The sequence below is a fragment of the Flavobacterium sp. OHVDL-2026-0007 genome (assembly GCF_059882335.1).
In genome coordinates, this window is sequence record NZ_CM187612.1 from 1,140,629 (window position 1) to 1,158,633 (window position 18,005).

At 37.8% G+C, this 18,005-nt stretch carries 12 protein-coding genes; all 12 read right to left on the minus strand.

Translation table 11 applies throughout. The features are described from left to right. Positions 1–153 precede the first annotated feature (153 nt). Complete coding sequence (locus AC51AA_RS04585) at positions 154–2,463, minus strand: glycoside hydrolase family 20 protein (protein ID WP_500704549.1); 2,310 nt, start codon at positions 2,461–2,463, stop codon at positions 154–156. Positions 2,464–2,600: 137 nt separating this feature from the next. Then, complete coding sequence (locus AC51AA_RS04590) at positions 2,601–4,232, minus strand: beta-N-acetylhexosaminidase (RefSeq protein ID WP_500704550.1); 1,632 nt, start codon at positions 4,230–4,232, stop codon at positions 2,601–2,603. 262 nt (positions 4,233–4,494) lie between these two features. Further along, positions 4,495–5,349: a fumarylacetoacetate hydrolase family protein gene (locus AC51AA_RS04595; RefSeq protein ID WP_500704551.1), complete on the minus strand. Its 855-nt coding sequence runs from the start codon at positions 5,347–5,349 to the stop codon at positions 4,495–4,497. Positions 5,350–5,403: 54 nt separating this feature from the next. Further along, the gene (locus AC51AA_RS04600) at positions 5,404–5,988 is read right to left on the minus strand and encodes a LutC/YkgG family protein (protein ID WP_500704552.1); all 585 of its coding nucleotides are present in this window, start codon (positions 5,986–5,988) and stop codon (positions 5,404–5,406) included. Between the two features lie 21 nt (positions 5,989–6,009). Beyond that, a complete protein-coding gene (locus AC51AA_RS04605; RefSeq protein WP_500704553.1) occupies positions 6,010–7,383 on the minus strand; it encodes a lactate utilization protein B in 1,374 nt (457 codons plus the stop codon). A 50-nt stretch (positions 7,384–7,433) separates the two neighbouring features. Next, complete coding sequence (locus AC51AA_RS04610) at positions 7,434–8,171, minus strand: (Fe-S)-binding protein (protein WP_500704554.1); 738 nt, start codon at positions 8,169–8,171, stop codon at positions 7,434–7,436. Positions 8,172–8,177: 6 nt separating this feature from the next. Then, the gene (locus AC51AA_RS04615; protein WP_500704555.1) at positions 8,178–8,942 is read right to left on the minus strand and encodes an SDR family NAD(P)-dependent oxidoreductase; all 765 of its coding nucleotides are present in this window, start codon (positions 8,940–8,942) and stop codon (positions 8,178–8,180) included. Positions 8,943–9,126: 184 nt separating this feature from the next. Further along, complete coding sequence (locus AC51AA_RS04620) at positions 9,127–10,782, minus strand: UxaA family hydrolase (RefSeq protein WP_500704556.1); 1,656 nt, start codon at positions 10,780–10,782, stop codon at positions 9,127–9,129. A gap of 17 nt (positions 10,783–10,799) precedes the next feature. Beyond that, entirely contained in the window at positions 10,800–12,089 is a 1,290-nt protein-coding gene (gene fucP / locus AC51AA_RS04625; protein ID WP_500704557.1) for an L-fucose:H+ symporter permease, read from the minus strand. A 134-nt stretch (positions 12,090–12,223) separates the two neighbouring features. Next, positions 12,224–13,153 carry a metallophosphoesterase family protein gene (locus tag AC51AA_RS04630; RefSeq protein ID WP_500704558.1) on the minus strand — a complete coding sequence of 310 codons (930 nt, stop codon included), beginning with the start codon at positions 13,151–13,153 and terminating at the stop codon, positions 12,224–12,226. 100 nt (positions 13,154–13,253) lie between these two features. Then, positions 13,254–15,512, minus strand: a complete 2,259-nt coding sequence (locus AC51AA_RS04635) for a GH92 family glycosyl hydrolase (protein ID WP_500704559.1) — start codon at positions 15,510–15,512, stop codon at positions 13,254–13,256. 106 nt (positions 15,513–15,618) lie between these two features. After that, positions 15,619–17,802, minus strand: a complete 2,184-nt coding sequence (locus AC51AA_RS04640) for a glycoside hydrolase family 3 N-terminal domain-containing protein (RefSeq protein WP_500704560.1) — start codon at positions 17,800–17,802, stop codon at positions 15,619–15,621. Positions 17,803–18,005 lie beyond the last annotated feature (203 nt).

Consider the following 18,005-nt stretch of genomic DNA (forward strand, 5'->3'; position numbering starts at 1 on the left):
AAAACGAGTTAAAATACTGCTATCTTAACTCGTTTCTACTTTTTCCTTTTTCCAATGAATATGCTTTATTATTTCGATTAGACCTTAACCTAATTTTCAGCTATACTACCACCTTCTAAAGGAAACTTAAAGCTGTTAAGCGTTACTTATATATTACTGTACCATAATTTCATCTACAAATAACCAAGCAGCTTCATGCTCCCCAGGGTGACCTTTTGGACACTCCCCTAAATTCTTGGCTGTAACACGAATCACTTTCGCTTTTTGCTCAGCAAAATTGGCTGTAAAATCTTTTAATTGTGTATCTCTACCTGTAGCAGGAATTGTATTGGCAACTGTTTTTATTTCTTTAAAAGTAACGCCGTCTTGTGATACTTCAAACTTTACCCATTGTGGTAAAAATACCCATTGACCCCAATTTTGAATACAACCCAAGCTAATGCTACTAATAGAAGTGCTAGCACCCAAATCGATTGTAGCTACTACATCTTTACCATTGAATCCATGCCATTGTTTACCGATATCTTTAGTACCTCTAAAACCATCCGATAGTGTATTAACACCATTGGCTGCATAGTAACGGCTAAAAGGATTTGCATAGGTCACCGCTTTTCCAGTAGCCTTATTAAAGGTAAAGGATTGTTCAGCAGGTTTTGTATTCATTACCTTTCCGCGCAATACCATGATGGCTTTTACCGTCATAGAAGTATTCACAACAAAAGGCTTTTCATATTTAGTACTTCCCGCGTCAGGTATACTTCCGTCTGTTGTATAGTACACTATGCCTTCAGTATTTTCTGTTTCAAGGGCAATAGAAAGTTGGTTATTTTCTACAATAGGCTTAATGTCTACTTTGAAGTTTCCTTTAGAATAGTGCAAACCTTTTTGCTCAAAACCAACTAAATGTGGTTGCAAACGATCTGTAAAATTATTCCAATTACGCTGCTCTTTGGTAGACCATAGTACCTCTGCCAATGCCGGCATACGAGGAAGAATCATGTATTCTACCTGTTCAGCTGTTGGAATGTATTCGGTCCATAAATTCGCTTGTGAACCTAAAACTCTCTTACCTTCCTCTGCTGTTAATTCTGCAGGAATCGGCTCATAGCTATATACTTTCTTCAGCGTATTAAATCCTCCAATTGCTGCAGGCTCTGTTTCAGGATCTCCTTGATAATGGTCAAAATAAAGTGGATAACCTGGCGTCATCACAACATCATGTCCCATTTTAGCTGCTTCAATTCCTCCAGCTTCACCTCTCCAGCTCATCACTGTAGCCTCAGGAGCTAATCCACCTTCTAGGATCTCATCCCAACCAATCATTTTTCTACCTTTCGAAACTAAGAATTTTTCCATTCTGCGCATGAAATAACTCTGCAATTCATTTTCGTCTTTCAATTGCTCGTTCTTCTTCCTAGCCTGACACTTCGGACACGTTTTCCAACTTGTTTTGTCTACTTCATCCCCTCCAACATGAATATATTTTGAAGGGAAGATCTCCATCACTTCTTTCAATACATCTTCTAAAAAGGTAAAAGACTGATCATTTCCAGCACAAAAAGCATTCTCTACTTTACTAGCGTAGAAGTTTCCAGATTGTCCAAAACTATTCTTCGCATTACAAGACAGTTCAGGATAAGCCGCCATAACCTCCTCAGAGTGTCCTGGCATCTCGATCTCAGGTACTACCGTAATATTTCTTGCCGCAGCATAAGCCACGATATCTTTTGCCTGCTCTTGTGTATAGTAACCTCCATAAGTAGCTTTACTTCTATCGGCATTAAATTCAATTTCAGCCCAGTTCCAAGGTTTTCCCCAATCATCTACACGCCAAGCAGCTTGTTGTGTCAATTTAGGATATTTTTTGATTTCTAAACGCCATCCTGCTCCATCTACTAAATGCCAATGAAAAACATTCATTTTATAAGTAGCCAATAGATCGATAAATTCTTTTACCAATTCAGGTGCAAAAAAATGACGACTTACATCCAACATCATTCCTCTCCATCCAAAACGAGGATAATCCTTTACGTCCATACTTGGAATTTCGACCACGGCATTCGTTCTTGAAAAAGGCATAGTTTGTAATAAGGATTGTACCCCATAAAACAATCCTTTTGAAGTATTAGCCTTAACGGTAATCTCATTTGGATTTACCGATAGTAAATAGCCCTCTTCTCCTATTTCATTATTTTTTTCGATGCTAAAAACGATCGCTTTTCCTTTGCTGTTTTGATTCTTTAATTCAAAACCACTCACTTTTTTCACATACTCGGTAAAGAAATGCACTACTTTGCCTGCTTCTTTGTCCTTAGTTTGAATTTTAACCACCGTGTTGTTGTCAATAACAAAACTACCCTGTTTGATAGCAATGCTTACCGGTTGTGGTATAATATGGACCGCTTGCTGCGCTTGCGAAAGCATGGCACAGAGCAACATTCCAGATAAAATTACTTTTTTCATTTATTTCTATTTTTGAATTTTAAGTAAATCGTTACATCATAATTGATTTGATGTTAGTCGAATTTTACAACTGAAAAATTCGACCCTATAAAATAAAGACAGTTCAAATGAACTGTCTTTATTAGATTATGTTGTGATTACTCTTTGAAATAATTAGCACCCCAAATCGTATATCTTTTTTTCATGGTTTCAATTTTCGTTTGAAATTGCGACCAATTCTTACTTTCTTTAGAAGACCATAGTACTTCACTTAAAGCACTCAAACGTGGGAAGATCATGTATTCTACTTTTGCAGGATTCGCCATATACTCTGTCCACACATTTCCTTGAGCTCCTAAAACAAGTTTTCCTTGTTCTGCGTTCAACTCTTTAGGAATTGGCTCATAGCTGTATACTTTTTCCAATGGTAAAAATCCACCGATAGTCACTTCCTTATCATTTTTAGTTTGTGAATGATCTAAATAAACATGGCTACCAGGAGTCATAATTACTTTGTGGTTTTCTTTTGCTGCTGCAATTCCACCTTCTTCACCTCTCCAACTCATTACGATGGCATTTGGTGCAAGACCACCTTCTAGGATCTCATCCCAACCAATTAAAGTTCTACCTTTCTTATTGATGTATTTTTCCATACGCTGAATAAAGTAACTTTGAAGACCGTGTTCGTCCTTCAAGCCTTTTTCTTTAATCATCTGCTGACAAAATTCACTTCTTTTCCAAGCATCCTTAGGCGATTCATCACCCCCTACGTGAATATATTTTGAAGGGAATAAAGCAATCACTTCATCCAAAACATCTTGTAAAAAGTTAAACGTATATTCTGTTGGCGCATACACATCAGTAAAAACACCCCAAGTCTCTTGAACCAGTTTCGTTTTACCAGCGGCTAATTCTTGTTTGCTTCTTTCCGAAATCATATTGGCTGGAATAACCGTTTTTTCGTTTGGAAAACAGCTCAACTCTGGATAAGCAGCAATAGCAGCACTACTGTGACCTGGCATCTCAATTTCTGGAATTACCGTGATAAAACGCTCTGAAGCATATTTCACAATGTCTTTTACTTCTTCTTGCGTGTAAAAACCACCCTCTGGAGTATTATCGCTTCCTTTACCTGGATATCTTCCTACGATAGATCCATTTCTTTTAGAACCTATTTCAGTAAGTTTAGGATATTTTTTGATTTCAATTCTCCATCCTTGATCTTCAGTTAAATGCCAATGAAAATAATTCATTTTGTGTAAAGCCAAATAATCAATATATTTTTTAACAAAGGCTACTGGGAAATAATGACGTGCAACATCCAACATAGCTCCTCTGTATTCAAAACGAGGTTCGTCACTCACTGTTACCGCTGCAATGGTTAGATTACTGCTTTTTTCCACTGGTAATAATTGAACCAATGTTTGCATACCGTAGAAAGTCCCTTGAGGAGAATTTCCGATAATTTCAACCCCTTTTTTACTTGATTTAAATCTATAGCCTTCTCCCTTAAGTCCAGTAATACCTTTCTGGCTTACCAAGCTAATGCTGTTTGCAGTTGCCTTTTTTACAATTGGCAAAGAAAATCCATAATAATCTGACAAATAATCATTCAAAAAAGCTGCTGTTGCGTTATCCTGTGCATTGGCAACCACCAATTTTGTTTGTGAACTAATCACGAAATTTTCGGTGTTACGTACAACACTAACCGGTTGTGGAATGATATTTACTTCTTGTGCAAACGACAACGTACTACATAAAAGAAGTGAAAAGAAAAATGACTTACCCATATTTATTATTTAATTAATTATTGCTAAACTTTTAAACTCAATATTTATTTTCTATTTGTACTCATACTGTCAAGCCGCTTCAATAGCAGTTTATTTTGCAGTTTTAATAAATATCGATTACCACCAACTACAGGCTACTAAATCGTTTTTCTATTAAGATCAGAGAAATACTTATTTCTCGCTATTCCTATTCCATTAAGATCACAAACAACATTATAAACACGCTATTGAGCACTGCTCTTAGTTGTTTGTGAATCTTAGGCTATTTTGTATACGCTACGGCAACTTGTTTACTACTACCTAAACCATCCATACCTAACTCAATTACATCTCCTGCTTTGATATAGATCGGCTCTGGTTTGATTCCTAAACCAACTCCTGGAGGTGTACCTGTACTAATGATATCGCCTGGTAGCAATGTCATGAACTGACTTAGGTAATGTACTAAAAACGGTATTTTGAAAACCAAATTAGAGGTATTACTGTTTTGGAATTTCTTCCCGTTAACTGTTAACCACATTGGTATATTATTCACATCTGCTATTTCATCCTGGGTTGCCAAGAAGGGTCCAAGTGGGGCAAATGTATCGCTCCCTTTTCCTTTTGCCCATTGTCCACCACGCTCAATTTGAAAAGCTCTTTCACTATAATCATTAAGCAAAGCATAACCCGCTACATAATCTAAAGCTTCTGCTTCTTCCACATAACTCGCTTTTTTACCTACTACAAAGGCTAATTCAATTTCCCAGTCAGTTTTCTCACTACCTTTTGGTATGATAAGATTATCATTTGGTCCGCATAAAGAAGTAGTCGATTTAAAGAAAATGATAGGTTCTGCTGGAATTGGAGCATTAGTTTCGTGACAATGATCCACATAATTCAATCCAATACAGATTATTTTAGAAGGTCTCGCAACAGGAGAACCCAAACGAACCGAAGCATCTACTTCCGGTAATACAGGATTACTCTCTAATGCTTTTTTTAATTTTTCTAATCCATTTTCTTCAAAAAATGCTTCATTGTAATCCGTTACTAGAGAAGAAACATCAAATCTTTTTTCTCCTACTAAAATACCCGGTTTCTCTTTTCCAACTTCTCCAAATCGTATTAGTTTCATTTTATTACTTTTATTATATATTATACTTTCTCTTATTAATCTCCAAAAATCCCCTTACTCCATTACATACACGGTACAACTTCTTGCCCCATGTGCTCCAATGACTAGGGACTGTTCGATATCGGCCGTTTTAGAAGGTCCTGCTATAAAAGCGCCAAAGCCTTCTTTTGCTACCTCTACTATTTCATAAGCATGATGCATCGTATTGACAATGTCTTTTTTCTCAATGACCAAAATCAAATGCTGGCAGATAAAAGGAAGTAGTCTGTTGATCATCTGGCTTTCAAACACCCAGACCGCACCATTTTCAGCTACGCCCACCGTGCCACTAATATAGGCTTTTTCTACTTTTTCTAATTCTGTCGCAGAGAGAAAAGCCACTTGCTCGTCTGTATCTCCTAGTGCTGCTATTGTATTTACCACAAAATTTTCACTGTCTTTGTCGGCTATCAATTGTGCTTTCAGCACCGCTACATCCGAAATCAACTCTACTTTGCCACCAATACCTTCTAGAACTGTTTTAAATTGTACATAAGCATCCTGGTAATCAATAACACTCGCTATATCTATAATAGGCAATTCAACCAACTCAGGTTGGTTAAAAGCTATTGCATTTAATATAATTTCTCTTGCACTCATATACGCTGCTTCTCTGCTGTTTTATTTTTGGTTTTTACCATTTTTCAAATACCACTCCCTAAAAGATTCTTTAGGGGCTGCTGGCATTTCTCTATGTTTGAACCAAACATTAAATTTATTGTTGACCATAAAAGGAGAAAAACGCATCACCCATCTTCCCATTTTTCCCATGGCACGATAGACTTTAGGATTCGACAACACTAGATCCATTCCCTGCATGCCCAATTTCTTACTGGTCTCTACATACCCTTCGTTGACAATCACTTGTCTCCACTTCCACAACTGCTCGTGAATATTAATTTTTACCGGACAGACATTGGTACAACTACCACATAAGGTCGAGGCAAAAGGTAAATCTGCATTGGCCTTCATATCCAAATTTGGATTTAAAATCGAACCGATCGGTCCAGCCACTGCTGTATGATAACTATGTCCACCACTTCTACGGTACACTGGACAAGTATTAAAACAAGCCGCACAGCGAATGCATTTTAACGAATTTCTAAAATCTTCCCTTCCCAATTGTTTGCTACGCCCATTATCTACAATGACAATATGCATTTCTTGATTGGGTCTGGGCTTGTGAAAATGGCTCGAATAGGTGGTAATGGGTTGACCGGTTGCACTTCTGGCTAATAACCTCAAAAACACCGCAAGATGCTCTGCCTTTGGAATTAATTTTTCAAAGCCCATACAGGCAATATGTACAGGGGCTGTATGCGCTCCCATATCCGCATTACCTTCATTGGTACAAACCACAAAACCTCCAGTTTCTGCTATTGCAAAATTGACCCCCGTGATCGCTAATTGAGACTCTACAAACTTATTACGCAAGTGTTGTCTGGCTGCCTCTGTTAAATATTGAGGATCATTATTCCCTTTTTCGGTTTGTAAATGCTCATGAAAAGTAGCGCTTACATCCTCCTTTTTTAAGTGAATTGCTGGCAGCACAATATGACTTGGTGGTTCTTTTCTAAATTGAACAATGCGTTCCCCTAGATCCGTGTCCACCACTTCTATCCCTTGCTCTTGCAAATATTCATTCAAATGGCATTCTTCGGTAAGCATACTCTTGCTCTTGACAATTTTCTCAATACCGTGCTTTTTGATGATGTTATGAACGATCACATTGTGTTCTTGAGCATCCGCAGCCCAATGTACTTTAATGCCATTAGCTGTGGCCTTTTCTTCGAACTCTTTTAAATAATTGGAAAGATTGGACAACGTACGGTTTTTGATCTGTGATCCCCATTCCCTTAGTTGTTCCCATTCCGGTAAACCATGAGCAGCCTTGTCCCGCTTCTCACGAACAAACCACAAAGTTTCGTCGTGCCAATCGGTTCTAGGCTCGTCAGCTATAAACTTTTCCGCTAAATCAGCGTGTTTTACCGTCATACTTTTTATATTCTTTTTACTCTTTATCAGAGACTAATTTTATTTCTTTTTTATAAGCAACTATTCAAAATCTCAGCAATATGTATGGTTTTCACCTTACTGCCTTGTCTTCTTAATAATCCTTCGAGATGCATCAAACAACTGGTATCTCCTCCTGTGATATAGTCCACCTCATTACTTTGGTGTTCTTGTATCCTATCCTTACCCATTTTTACGCTTACTGCTTCTTCAAACACGCAAAAAGTTCCGCCAAAACCACAGCATTCATCAGCGCGTTTTGGTTTACTGAGTTCAATGCCATCCACCATTTTCAACAATTGCTCCGGCTTTGAAAATTCAGGTAGCATTCTTTCAGTCATCGAAGAAAGATGTAATCCTCTTTGTCCGTGGCAACTATTGTGTAGACCTACTTTATAAGGGAAACGAGCCGTACTGCTTTCTACCTTTAAGATGTCGGTTAAAAATTCCGTGAGTTCATAAACCGTATTGCGAATATGCGCCGCTTCAGTAGGACGCTCAGCGTCATGTAAATGCTCTTTCACATGCAATACACAACTTCCTGACGGGGCTACGATATAATCAAAACCAGCAAAATTCTTCACAAAATTGACATCACAACCCTTACTCAAACTTGAAAAACCACTATTGGCCATAGGCTGACCGCAACAGGTTTGCTCCAGGGGGAAAGTCACATCACATCCCAACTTTTCTAGCAGTTGTAAAGTGGCAATACCCACATTGGGATAAAACTGATCTATATAGCAGGGTATGAATAAGGCAACCTTCATGCTCAATTAGTTATTTAATTTAATAAATCCTCCATCAATTGGATAATCACAACCAGTAACAAAACCAGATTCATCACTACATAAAAACAAGGCTAAAGCCGCTACTTCGTCTGGCTTAGCCATACGTCCTATAGGCTGTGACTTGGATAATTTTTCAAACATTTCTGCTTCCTGACCTGGATAATTCTTAGCAATAAATCCATCAACAAAAGGCGTATGTACACGCGCTGGAGAAATTGAATTACAACGAATGTTTTCACTCATATAATCTCTAGCTACTGATAAAGTCATTGCCATTACAGCACCTTTAGCCGTAGAATATGCAAAACGATCTGGAATACCTACCCAAGCAGCAATAGAAGCCATGTTTAAAATCACCCCTCCACCTGCAGCTCTTAACTGTGGTACAGCGGCATTCAAACAATTGTATACTCCTTTTACATTCACATTCATAATGCGGTCAAAATCTTCTTCAGAAGTTGTATCCACCTTACCTACATGCGCAATTCCTGCATTGTTTACCAAAACATCCACAGCTCCAATTTTTTCAAATGTAGCCACTACGTCTTGGTGGTTGGCAACATTACAAGCATGTGAGAATACCTTTCCTCCATTCGCCTTTATTTCCTCAACAGCCGTTTGGGCGCTTTCTTGAGTTAACTCCACGATGTGAACTTCAGCTCCTTGCTTAGCAAATAAAACTGAAATGGCTTTCCCTATTCCGCTACCTCCACCGGTAACTACTGCTTTTTTGTTTTGTAATGAAAACATATCTTTCTTAATTTTTTGACAAACAAATCTATCCAATAAGCTACTTAAAACAAATGGTGTATCTCCTTATGATACTAGACTATCTGACTATTTTTATAAAACCTCTATTAATAACTATAGATCACTGCTCTTTTTACAAAAGTAAATAAGCAGTGATCTCCTTAAACTTAAAACTATAAACTACCTATAAAGATACTCCTCTTTTCCATGGAATAAAATCATCTTGGTTCAATAACACTGCCTTTGGTATAATTTCACCACTGGCTGCCTTAATGCAATACTCCAAAATGTCCTCTCCCATTTCTTCAATACTCTTTTCGCCGCTAATGATCGGTCCACAATCGATATCGATAATGTCACTCATTTTCTGCGCCAAAATAGAATTGGTTGCCACCTTAATCACCGGACAAACAGGATTACCAGTTGGTGTTCCTAATCCTGTAGTAAACAAGATTAAAGTGGCACCCGCTGCAGCTTTACCTGTTGTTGCTTCCACATCATTTCCTGGTGTACACACCAAACTCAAACCTGCTTTTGTTGCTGGTTCAGTATAATCCAATACATCTACCACTGGAGCTGTTCCTCCTTTTTTAGCGGCACCTGCGCTTTTTATAGCATCGGTAATTAAACCGTCTTTGATGTTTCCTGGTGATGGATTCATATGAAAACCTGATCCCACCTTATGTGCCAAAGCATCATAGGTTTGCATCAAATCAATAAATTTCTTCGCTACTGTTTCTGTGGTACAACGATCGATTAGATTCTGTTCTACACCACATAATTCTGGAAATTCAGCCAATAATACTTTAGCGCCTAAGCCTACTAATAAATCGGATGCATACCCTACAGCTGGATTAGCAGAAACACCACTAAAACCATCACTACCACCACATTTAACCCCAACGCACAATTCACTCAATGGCGCTGCTTCTCTTTCTAATTTATTGATATCAATTAAACCTTCGAATGTTTGTTTAATCGCATCAGCAACTAATTGCTCTTCACTTTTAGCTCCTTGTTGTTCAAAAACCAATAAGGGTTTATCAAAAGAAGGATTTTGTTTTTTTACATCGTTTACAAAATCCTGTATTTGTAAATGTTGACATCCTAAACTCAATAAAGTGATACCAGCCACATTGGGATGATTCGCATAAGAGGCTAATAACGCACTCAATGTTGCGGCATCCTGACGTGTACCGCCACAACCACCTTGGTGATTTAAAAACTTGATACCATCAACATTTTTAAATACACGATTGGCTTTATGATTAGGAGCCAACTGTACATTTATAGCATCTAGACTTTCTCCTTTTTGATAAGCATCTAATAAATAATGGGTATACTGTGTATACTTATCACTTACCGAATAACCTAATTCATTGTGCAAGGCCTCACGGATGACATCTAAATTTCTGTTTTCACAAAATACCGTCGGTACAAACAACCAATAATTAGCCGTTCCTACACGTCCGTCATTTCTTTTGTATCCTTGAAAAGTTCTGTCTTTATACTTCGAAACATCAGGAGCTTGCCATGTAAAATCAACATCACGATACTGATAAGGTTCCGCAGCATGTTTAAGATTCTCTGTTGTCATTAGGCTACCCTTGGCAACATCATGTTGCACTTTTCCAACCAAAACTCCATACATAATCACCTCTGCACCCGCACTTAAATCAGTTGTATAAAATTTATGCTTTGCTTTAATAGTGTCTTCTAGGATATACGTCTGCTCCTCAAAAGTAACGCTTTCTCCTTTTGCCAAATCCGTTAAAGCCACCAGCACATTGTCTTCTGGGTGCATTTTCACCACCAATCTTTTAACTCCGTTTTTCAACATATTATATAATATAGAATTTATGCTTTATTTGTTTTGTGTCCATTAAATGCAAACAATAGTATTACAGTAAAACAAGCCAGTGGCACAACATAGCCATTCTGAATGCTTCCTGTCATATCTGAAATCAATCCTAAAACCGGCGGAAGTAAGGCTCCACCTACTATTGACATTACAATCAAAGAGGATCCAATTTTTGTATTGTGTCCTAGACCATCAATACCCATTGAAAAAATAGTTGGAAACATGATACTCATGAAAAAGGCAATCGCTACTAAGGTATACACCACGATCATTCCTGTTCCAAATATGGCCAATAGGGTCAAGCAAATATTGATGATGGTATAAATGATCAATAATTTCCTTGGTTGTATGTATTGCATGAAGAAGGTTCCTGCGAAACGCCCTAGCATAAATGCTAAACCGAAAAAACCTAAAAATTTAGCTGCAGCATCTTCCCCTATACCAGCTGTGGTAGTGGCCATTTTAATAAAAAAACTAGCCACACAAACCTGTGCTCCTACATAGAAAAACTGCGCTAAAATTCCCCAACGCAAACGCATCGATTTCAAGGCTCCCGCAAAACTAGCGCCATCTACACCTTCTTTATTTTCATCTTTTACATCGGGCATATTGGTAAAATAAAACACTACCGCTACGGCCAAAATAATCAGTCCTAAAATCAAATAAGGCATCTTAACACTTGCCGCTTCTTCCACTACATAAGCATGTAATTCTGCAGCTGGCATCATACTAATCTGCTCTTGCGTTAAATTTTTATTCGATAAAATCATCGGCCCCACATAGGCAGGTGCTATAAAAGCAGCCAGTCCGTTAAACGACTGTGAGAAATTTAATCTTTTGGTTGCCGTTTCAGCAGGCCCTAAAATGGTTACATAAGGATTTGCTGCTGTTTCCAAAAAAGTAAGTCCGCAAGCAATCACAAATAAGGCACCCAAAAAGTAGATGTATTGTAATGAATTGGCAGCCGGAACAAACAAAAGCGCCCCAATACCAAACAAAACTAATCCGATTAAGATTCCCGACTTATACCCATACTTTCGCATGATAAAACCTGCTGGCAAAGCCATTACGAAATAGGCAATGAAAACAGAAGAATCCACCAAGGAAGATTCCAAGTCTGTCAGATTAAATGCTTTTCTTAAGTGAGGAATAAGGATCGGATCTAAATTGTGTACAAAGCCCCAAAAGAAAAACAAACTGGTCACCAATATAAAAGGAAACAACCATTTTTTATTTTCTTTAGAACTAACCTTATCTTGAGCCTCTATTTGAGTTGTTAATGCCATATCTTTTTTATTAATTTTATACTTTTTTGGAGTGATAAAAGTATAATGCTTGATGTATATTTATTAATTCAATATTACCCTTGTTTAATTAGTAATTGTCTTTTCTGAAAATATTACAGTCAAAACAATTAAATTTAAAACGAATGGGGAATATATTTGTTTTCAACTGAACCATCTTCATACAAATCGACAATCGCATATCCTGGAGGTGTTTGTCTGTAAAAGCTTTTTCCTGCTGAATCTTTATCCCCTGGCTCCCACCAAAAACCACTCATAGCACCGTTGCAGAAATACTGTACATTATTATACTCTGCTTGGTCTAACAAATGAATGTGTCCAGAGAAACAACAGATTTTCTTGTCTTTGTGTTTGTAAAACAGATCACTAATATATTTAGCATCGGTATGATTTCCTCCATCCACATGTGTACATACACCTAGGATAGGAAAATGACTCATCAAAAGTACAGGTGTACCCGCTGGAATGGACAATAAATCCTTCTCCAACCACACACGTTGTTCTTGATCCAATTCACCGCCACCATTGTTGCTGTCCAAGATCACAAAATGCCATCCTTTTTTATCGAAACTATAATAACGATTTGGAATCCCTAATTGTTTTACCACATAGTCTTTTCCGTACATCGGATCCTTTTTATCTGGTGCAGCCCACCACATATCGTGATTCCCAAGACAACTGTGGATCTCATAATCACTTATGCCTTTGGTGGTATCTTTCCAAACCTGCCATTGTTCATTGACTCTCTCTCTGGTAATATTCCCATAATCCGCAGCATAAATACTATCACCACCATTCAAAAAGAAATCTACTTTATGCTTTTTAACCTCTTCTAAACATTTTTTAAAACGCTCAGGAGCATTCTCTTCTGGACGAATATGTACATCGGTGATATGCGCAATACGCAATACTCTTTTGCCTTTTCCTTTTACTTTCTCTCTATCATCCTCTTTATGCTCAGCAGCAGAAACGATAGACCCTGGACCACCTAATACTACTGCTCCAGCAGTCAAACCCATATACTTTAATACTTCTCTTCTTTTCATCTTTAAATTATAATATAGTTGGTTGGTTAATAATTTTTCTTTTGATCAGCACCAAAAGACACTCCCAATTAAAAAGAGAACTCTAGGTGTTGACCTAAACTTATTTTACTGAATAAGGTCTATCTTTAGCCGAAACACCCCAAGTTTTAGATGGCGTCGCTCCCATAGTGAAAACCAATTCTCCACCCTTCATGATATCGGCATGAAGTATATAACTTTTGGTATACGCTTTTCCGTTTAAAGTCGCTTTCTGGATGTAAATATTCTTTGGACTATTGTTCAACGCTTTTACTGTAAAGCTTTTTCCACCTGCTAAATTCAAGGTTGATTCATCCATAGTTGGACTACCGAAAACGTACAGTCCATTAAAAGGGTTTACAGAATACATTCCCATTGCACTCCAAATGTACCAAGCAGACATTTGTCCTACATCCTCATTTCCGCATAATCCATCATGCTTGTCACTATACAAATTATCTACAATGTAACGCACTTTCTCAGCTGTTTTCCAAGGTTGTCCCACAAAATTATACAAATACGAAATGTGGTGACTTGGCTCGTTTCCGTGCGCATATTGACCGATCAAACCTGTAATATCACTGGAAGCCTCTGCCCCCATATCACCTGTAATGGTAAACAAGGTATCTAGTTTTTTAATAAAGCTTTTTTCTCCACCCAACATCGCAATTAGTCCTTCAACATCGTGAGGCACCAACCAAGTATATTGCCAAGCATTCCCTTCAGCAAAATCGTCTTTCATATGTGCTGAATGAAAAGGATCAAATGGTGTTCTCCACTGGGTATCACTCACTTTTCCACGTACAAAAGTGGCTTTAGGATCATAATATTTTTTATAGGCTTTGGAACGATTAATGAAATAAGTATAATCATCCATTTTCCCCATCTTTTTAGCCATCATGGCAATAGCACCATCTGAAATAGCATATTCCATTCCTATAGCCACAGATTCTTTCAAACTATCTGCTGGAATGTAGCCTATTTTTTTAACCCAATTCAATCCACGGTCATCCTGCATTGCAGTAGCTTTTACCGCTTCGAAAGCCAACTCACCATTAATGCCTTTGATGCCTTTTAAATAGGCATCCACCACAATCTGAATTGCACTGTTTCCAGGCATACAATAGGTTTCATTCCCCATCAAATGCCAAACTGGAAGATGTCCAGACTCTTGATAGATTGCCAACATGGAATTGATGATATCCGACACTTTTTCTTCTTGAGTCAAAGTAAGCAAAGGATTAGCTCCTCTGTAAGTATCCCACAAAGAGAAAGTCGTCAAATTGGTAAATCCTGCTGCCTTATGCACTTGCTTGTCTGAACCATAATAATCACCATTACTATCGTTGTAAGTAGAAGGAGCAATCATCGTGTGGTACAAAGCCGTATAGAAGGTTTTCATTTTGGCAATATCGTTTGATTTTACCTGAATTTTATTCAACTCTTTATTCCATTTATCATCCGCCTGAACCGCTACTTCTTCAAAATTCCAACCTGAGATTTCTTTTTTGATATTCATCAACGCATTCTCTGTACTCACTGATGAGATACCCACCTTAATTTTGATCACCTCATCTTTAGAAGTTGAAAATTGAAGCACTGCTTTAGCACTGTCTCCCAAAACCACTTTGTTGATCATCTCTCTTGTATTGTTATACAATTGGATTTTTTTAGCAGGCTTTGACAAAATTGCTGCAAAATAAATTCTTTGATCAGGAGCCCAACCTTTTGAAAAACGATACCCTTCGATCAACGTATCATTTTTAACTCGGATGTACGTATCTACAGCTTTATCCCATCCAATTCCTTCTGCTAAATCCAAAACCACATGCGATTTATCCGAAGCAGGAAAGGTATATTTTTGAAAACCTACCCTTTCAGAAGAAGTCATTTCGGCTTTGATCCCGTTTTTCTTTAAAATAACGGAATAGTATCCTGGTTTGGCTACTTCATCTTTGTGATCAAATCCAGAGATATATCCATTGTCCATGTCTTTGGCCGTTCCTTTCTTTAAATTCACTTTTCCTACTGCAGGCATAAAAAGCACATCTCCAAGATCCCCAATTCCTGTTCCACTCAAATGCGTATGTGAAAATCCAATAATAGTAGGATCTGAATAATGGTAACCTGAGCACCAATCCCAACCTTGTGAGATATTCACAGGCCCCAATTGTACAGCTCCAAAAGGTACGTTAGCCCCCATAAAAACATGCCCATGAAAGCCTGTTCCAATAAATGGATCTACATATTGTGTTAAATTTTGCTTGTTGGACTGACTGTGCGTTTGTAAGCTACAAACTCCTAGAAGGGCAAAGAATGCGGATTTTAAATTTTTATTCATTTTTTTAAACTTTTATTTTATCACCAAGACTTCAATACGTAACGTTTTTTTGTCCTTGTTATGCTATTTATCTCTTATTTTATTCTCTTTAAGCTACTTACACTACTTACTGTACTATTTCAAAACTGGCTTCTAACTGCGCATCTCTGGAATTCGAACCTATTTTTAGCGTATAACTTCCCTGGTAAATCTTGAACTTTTTTTGAGTATCATCCCATTTCTGAAGTTCTTCTAAGGGAATTTCCAAACTCACAATTTGACTTTTTCCTTTGGCAATACTTACTCTTTTGAATGCCTTTAATTCTTTGATCGGCATCCTAGCTACATCGGGATATTCAATATATACTTGAGCTACCTCATCAGCATCATAGGCTCCGGTGTTCACAATTTCTATCTGCATCCCTATTGTGGTTGCAGTAGTTTTTACCTCCTTGGGGTGTTCTATCCAACTGTACCCAAAAGTGGTATAACTTAATCCAAAACCAAAAGGATATTGTACTTCTTTATCAAAATAACGGTAGGTTCTACCTGCCATAGCATAACTATTGTAATCAGGTAAATCACTAAAAGATTTGTAAAAACTAATTGGCAAGTGACCCGATGGTGATACTTTTCCAAAAAGCAGATTAGCCAAAGCCGTTCCCCCTTGTTCACCTGGATACCAAGCAAAAACAATGGCATCTACATAAGGTTCAATAGCAGAAATATCTACTGCGCTTCCACCAGTAACCACAGCCACAAGAGGTGTTTTGGTTCCTTTTCTAAGCGCTTTAATATAAGCAATATGCGAAGCCGGTAAATCCATGTTTTTTCGATCTCCTTTACCATCAGCCAAGAAAGCATCTCCTTCTTCTCCCTCATAAACAGGAGTAAAACCAATAACAGCAATGGTTAAATCGGCCATGGAAGCAGCCCAAACACCTCCAAAATTAGTGGTATCGGTAAAATCACAACCCATATCGTACTCTACTCGAGTATCCGGATCCACTGCGCCAGCAATTCCTTCTACAAAATTTACGGCCTTATCTGATATACCGTGGTAATTCCCTAACAAAGCATCCAAAGAAGCTGCATTTGGTCCCACCACAACCATCGATTTATAATCCTCTTTTTTCAAAGGCAAGAGTTTTACTTTCTTCTGCCCTACTTCTGCATTTTTTAACAATACCATACTTTGCTCAGCCATTTTTCGACTAAGATTCCTGTGGTAGGTATTGGCTATACTGTCGATACCATACTTACGGTACGGGTTATCTTCTGCTTTATCGTAAAAACCTAATTTGAACTGCGTACGCAAAGTGGGCGCCAAAGCATTATCAATATCTTTTTTGGTGATCAGTTTTTGGTTCAGCGCATTGATTGCATCTTTTTGCAATAGTCCACTACAATCCATATTGATCCCTCCCTTGATAGCCGCAGCTGCCACAGTTACACTGTTGGGTAGCGTTTTATGACTCTCGTAAATATCTTGTAATGCCCAACAATCGGTCACTACATGCCCACCGAATTTCCATTCTGTACGCAAAATATCGGTTAATAGTGTTTTTCCAGTACAACAAGGTTCTGAATTCACGCGGTTATAGGCGCACATCACGGTTTCCACCTTGGCATCCACCAATTTTTTGAAAGCATATAAATACGTTTCTCTCAAGTCTTTTTCATCCACGATAACATCGATCGAATGTCTATTTTTTTCAGGTCCACTGTGCACTGCAAAATGTTTGGCGCAGGCCGCGGTTTTCATGTATTTAGCATCCGTTCCCTGTAATCCTTTCACATAAGCCGTTCCCATTTTCCCAGTAAGAAAAGGATCTTCTCCATAGGTTTCCTGTCCTCTTCCCCAACGAGGATCACGAAATATATTAATATTAGGGGACCAAAAATTCAGTCCCATATATTGCAAACGACGGTCTTTAGCCACCGCCATATTGTTCTTTGCTCTAGCTTCAGTTGAAATAGCAGTAGCTACCTCATTTAACAATTGATCATTAAAAGAAGCTGACATTCCGATAGCCTGTGGAAAAACAGTCGCTTTACCCGCTCTAGCTACTCCGTGTAAAGACTCATTCCACCAGTTGTATTGGGGAATATCCAAGCGTTTCACAGCTTTACTTTCAAAACCCAAAAGGGAAATTTTCTCCTCAGTGGTGAGTTGCTTCAACAAATCCTCTACTCTTTTGTCAAGAGATAAATTTTGATTTTTGTAAGGCATGGCCTTTTGTTGTGCTTGGGCAAAACCCATCGCAAGACAAAAAATCAAGACAAATCTGTAACTTTTTAAACAATTCATTATGGCAATCACTTTAAAATTAAATTCTATTTTTTAGAATTTGAAAGATACCATGACTTTCGCTTAAATAATGCTTCGATTTTATCTAACTTTAATCACTAATTGCCCTTATCTGCTGGCTAAAAACATAAAAGAGATGCTACATAATGTAAACATCTCTCTTACTACCAAAACAATTTTCTTTTAACAATCAATAATAGCCT

Excerpts from the sequence above, each read along its gene's own strand:
- AC51AA_RS04590 (WP_500704550.1), bottom strand. The coding sequence starts at position 4,232 with ATGGGTAAGTCATTTTTCTTTTCACTTCTTTTATGTAGTACGTTGTCG.
- AC51AA_RS04595 (WP_500704551.1), bottom strand. The coding sequence starts at position 5,349 with ATGAAACTAATACGATTTGGAGAAGTTGGAAAAGAGAAACCGGGTATT.
- AC51AA_RS04620 (WP_500704556.1), bottom strand. The coding sequence starts at position 10,782 with ATGTTGAAAAACGGAGTTAAAAGATTGGTGGTGAAAATGCACCCAGAA.
- AC51AA_RS04585 (WP_500704549.1), bottom strand. The coding sequence starts at position 2,463 with ATGAAAAAAGTAATTTTATCTGGAATGTTGCTCTGTGCCATGCTTTCG.
- AC51AA_RS04635 (WP_500704559.1), bottom strand. The coding sequence starts at position 15,512 with ATGAATAAAAATTTAAAATCCGCATTCTTTGCCCTTCTAGGAGTTTGT.
- AC51AA_RS04610 (WP_500704554.1), bottom strand. The coding sequence starts at position 8,171 with ATGAAGGTTGCCTTATTCATACCCTGCTATATAGATCAGTTTTATCCC.
- AC51AA_RS04640 (WP_500704560.1), bottom strand. The coding sequence starts at position 17,802 with ATGAATTGTTTAAAAAGTTACAGATTTGTCTTGATTTTTTGTCTTGCG.
- AC51AA_RS04600 (WP_500704552.1), bottom strand. The coding sequence starts at position 5,988 with ATGAGTGCAAGAGAAATTATATTAAATGCAATAGCTTTTAACCAACCT.
- AC51AA_RS04605 (WP_500704553.1), bottom strand. The coding sequence starts at position 7,383 with ATGACGGTAAAACACGCTGATTTAGCGGAAAAGTTTATAGCTGACGAG.
- AC51AA_RS04615 (WP_500704555.1), bottom strand. The coding sequence starts at position 8,942 with ATGTTTTCATTACAAAACAAAAAAGCAGTAGTTACCGGTGGAGGTAGC.
- fucP (WP_500704557.1), bottom strand. The coding sequence starts at position 12,089 with ATGGCATTAACAACTCAAATAGAGGCTCAAGATAAGGTTAGTTCTAAA.
- AC51AA_RS04630 (WP_500704558.1), bottom strand. The coding sequence starts at position 13,153 with ATGAAAAGAAGAGAAGTATTAAAGTATATGGGTTTGACTGCTGGAGCA.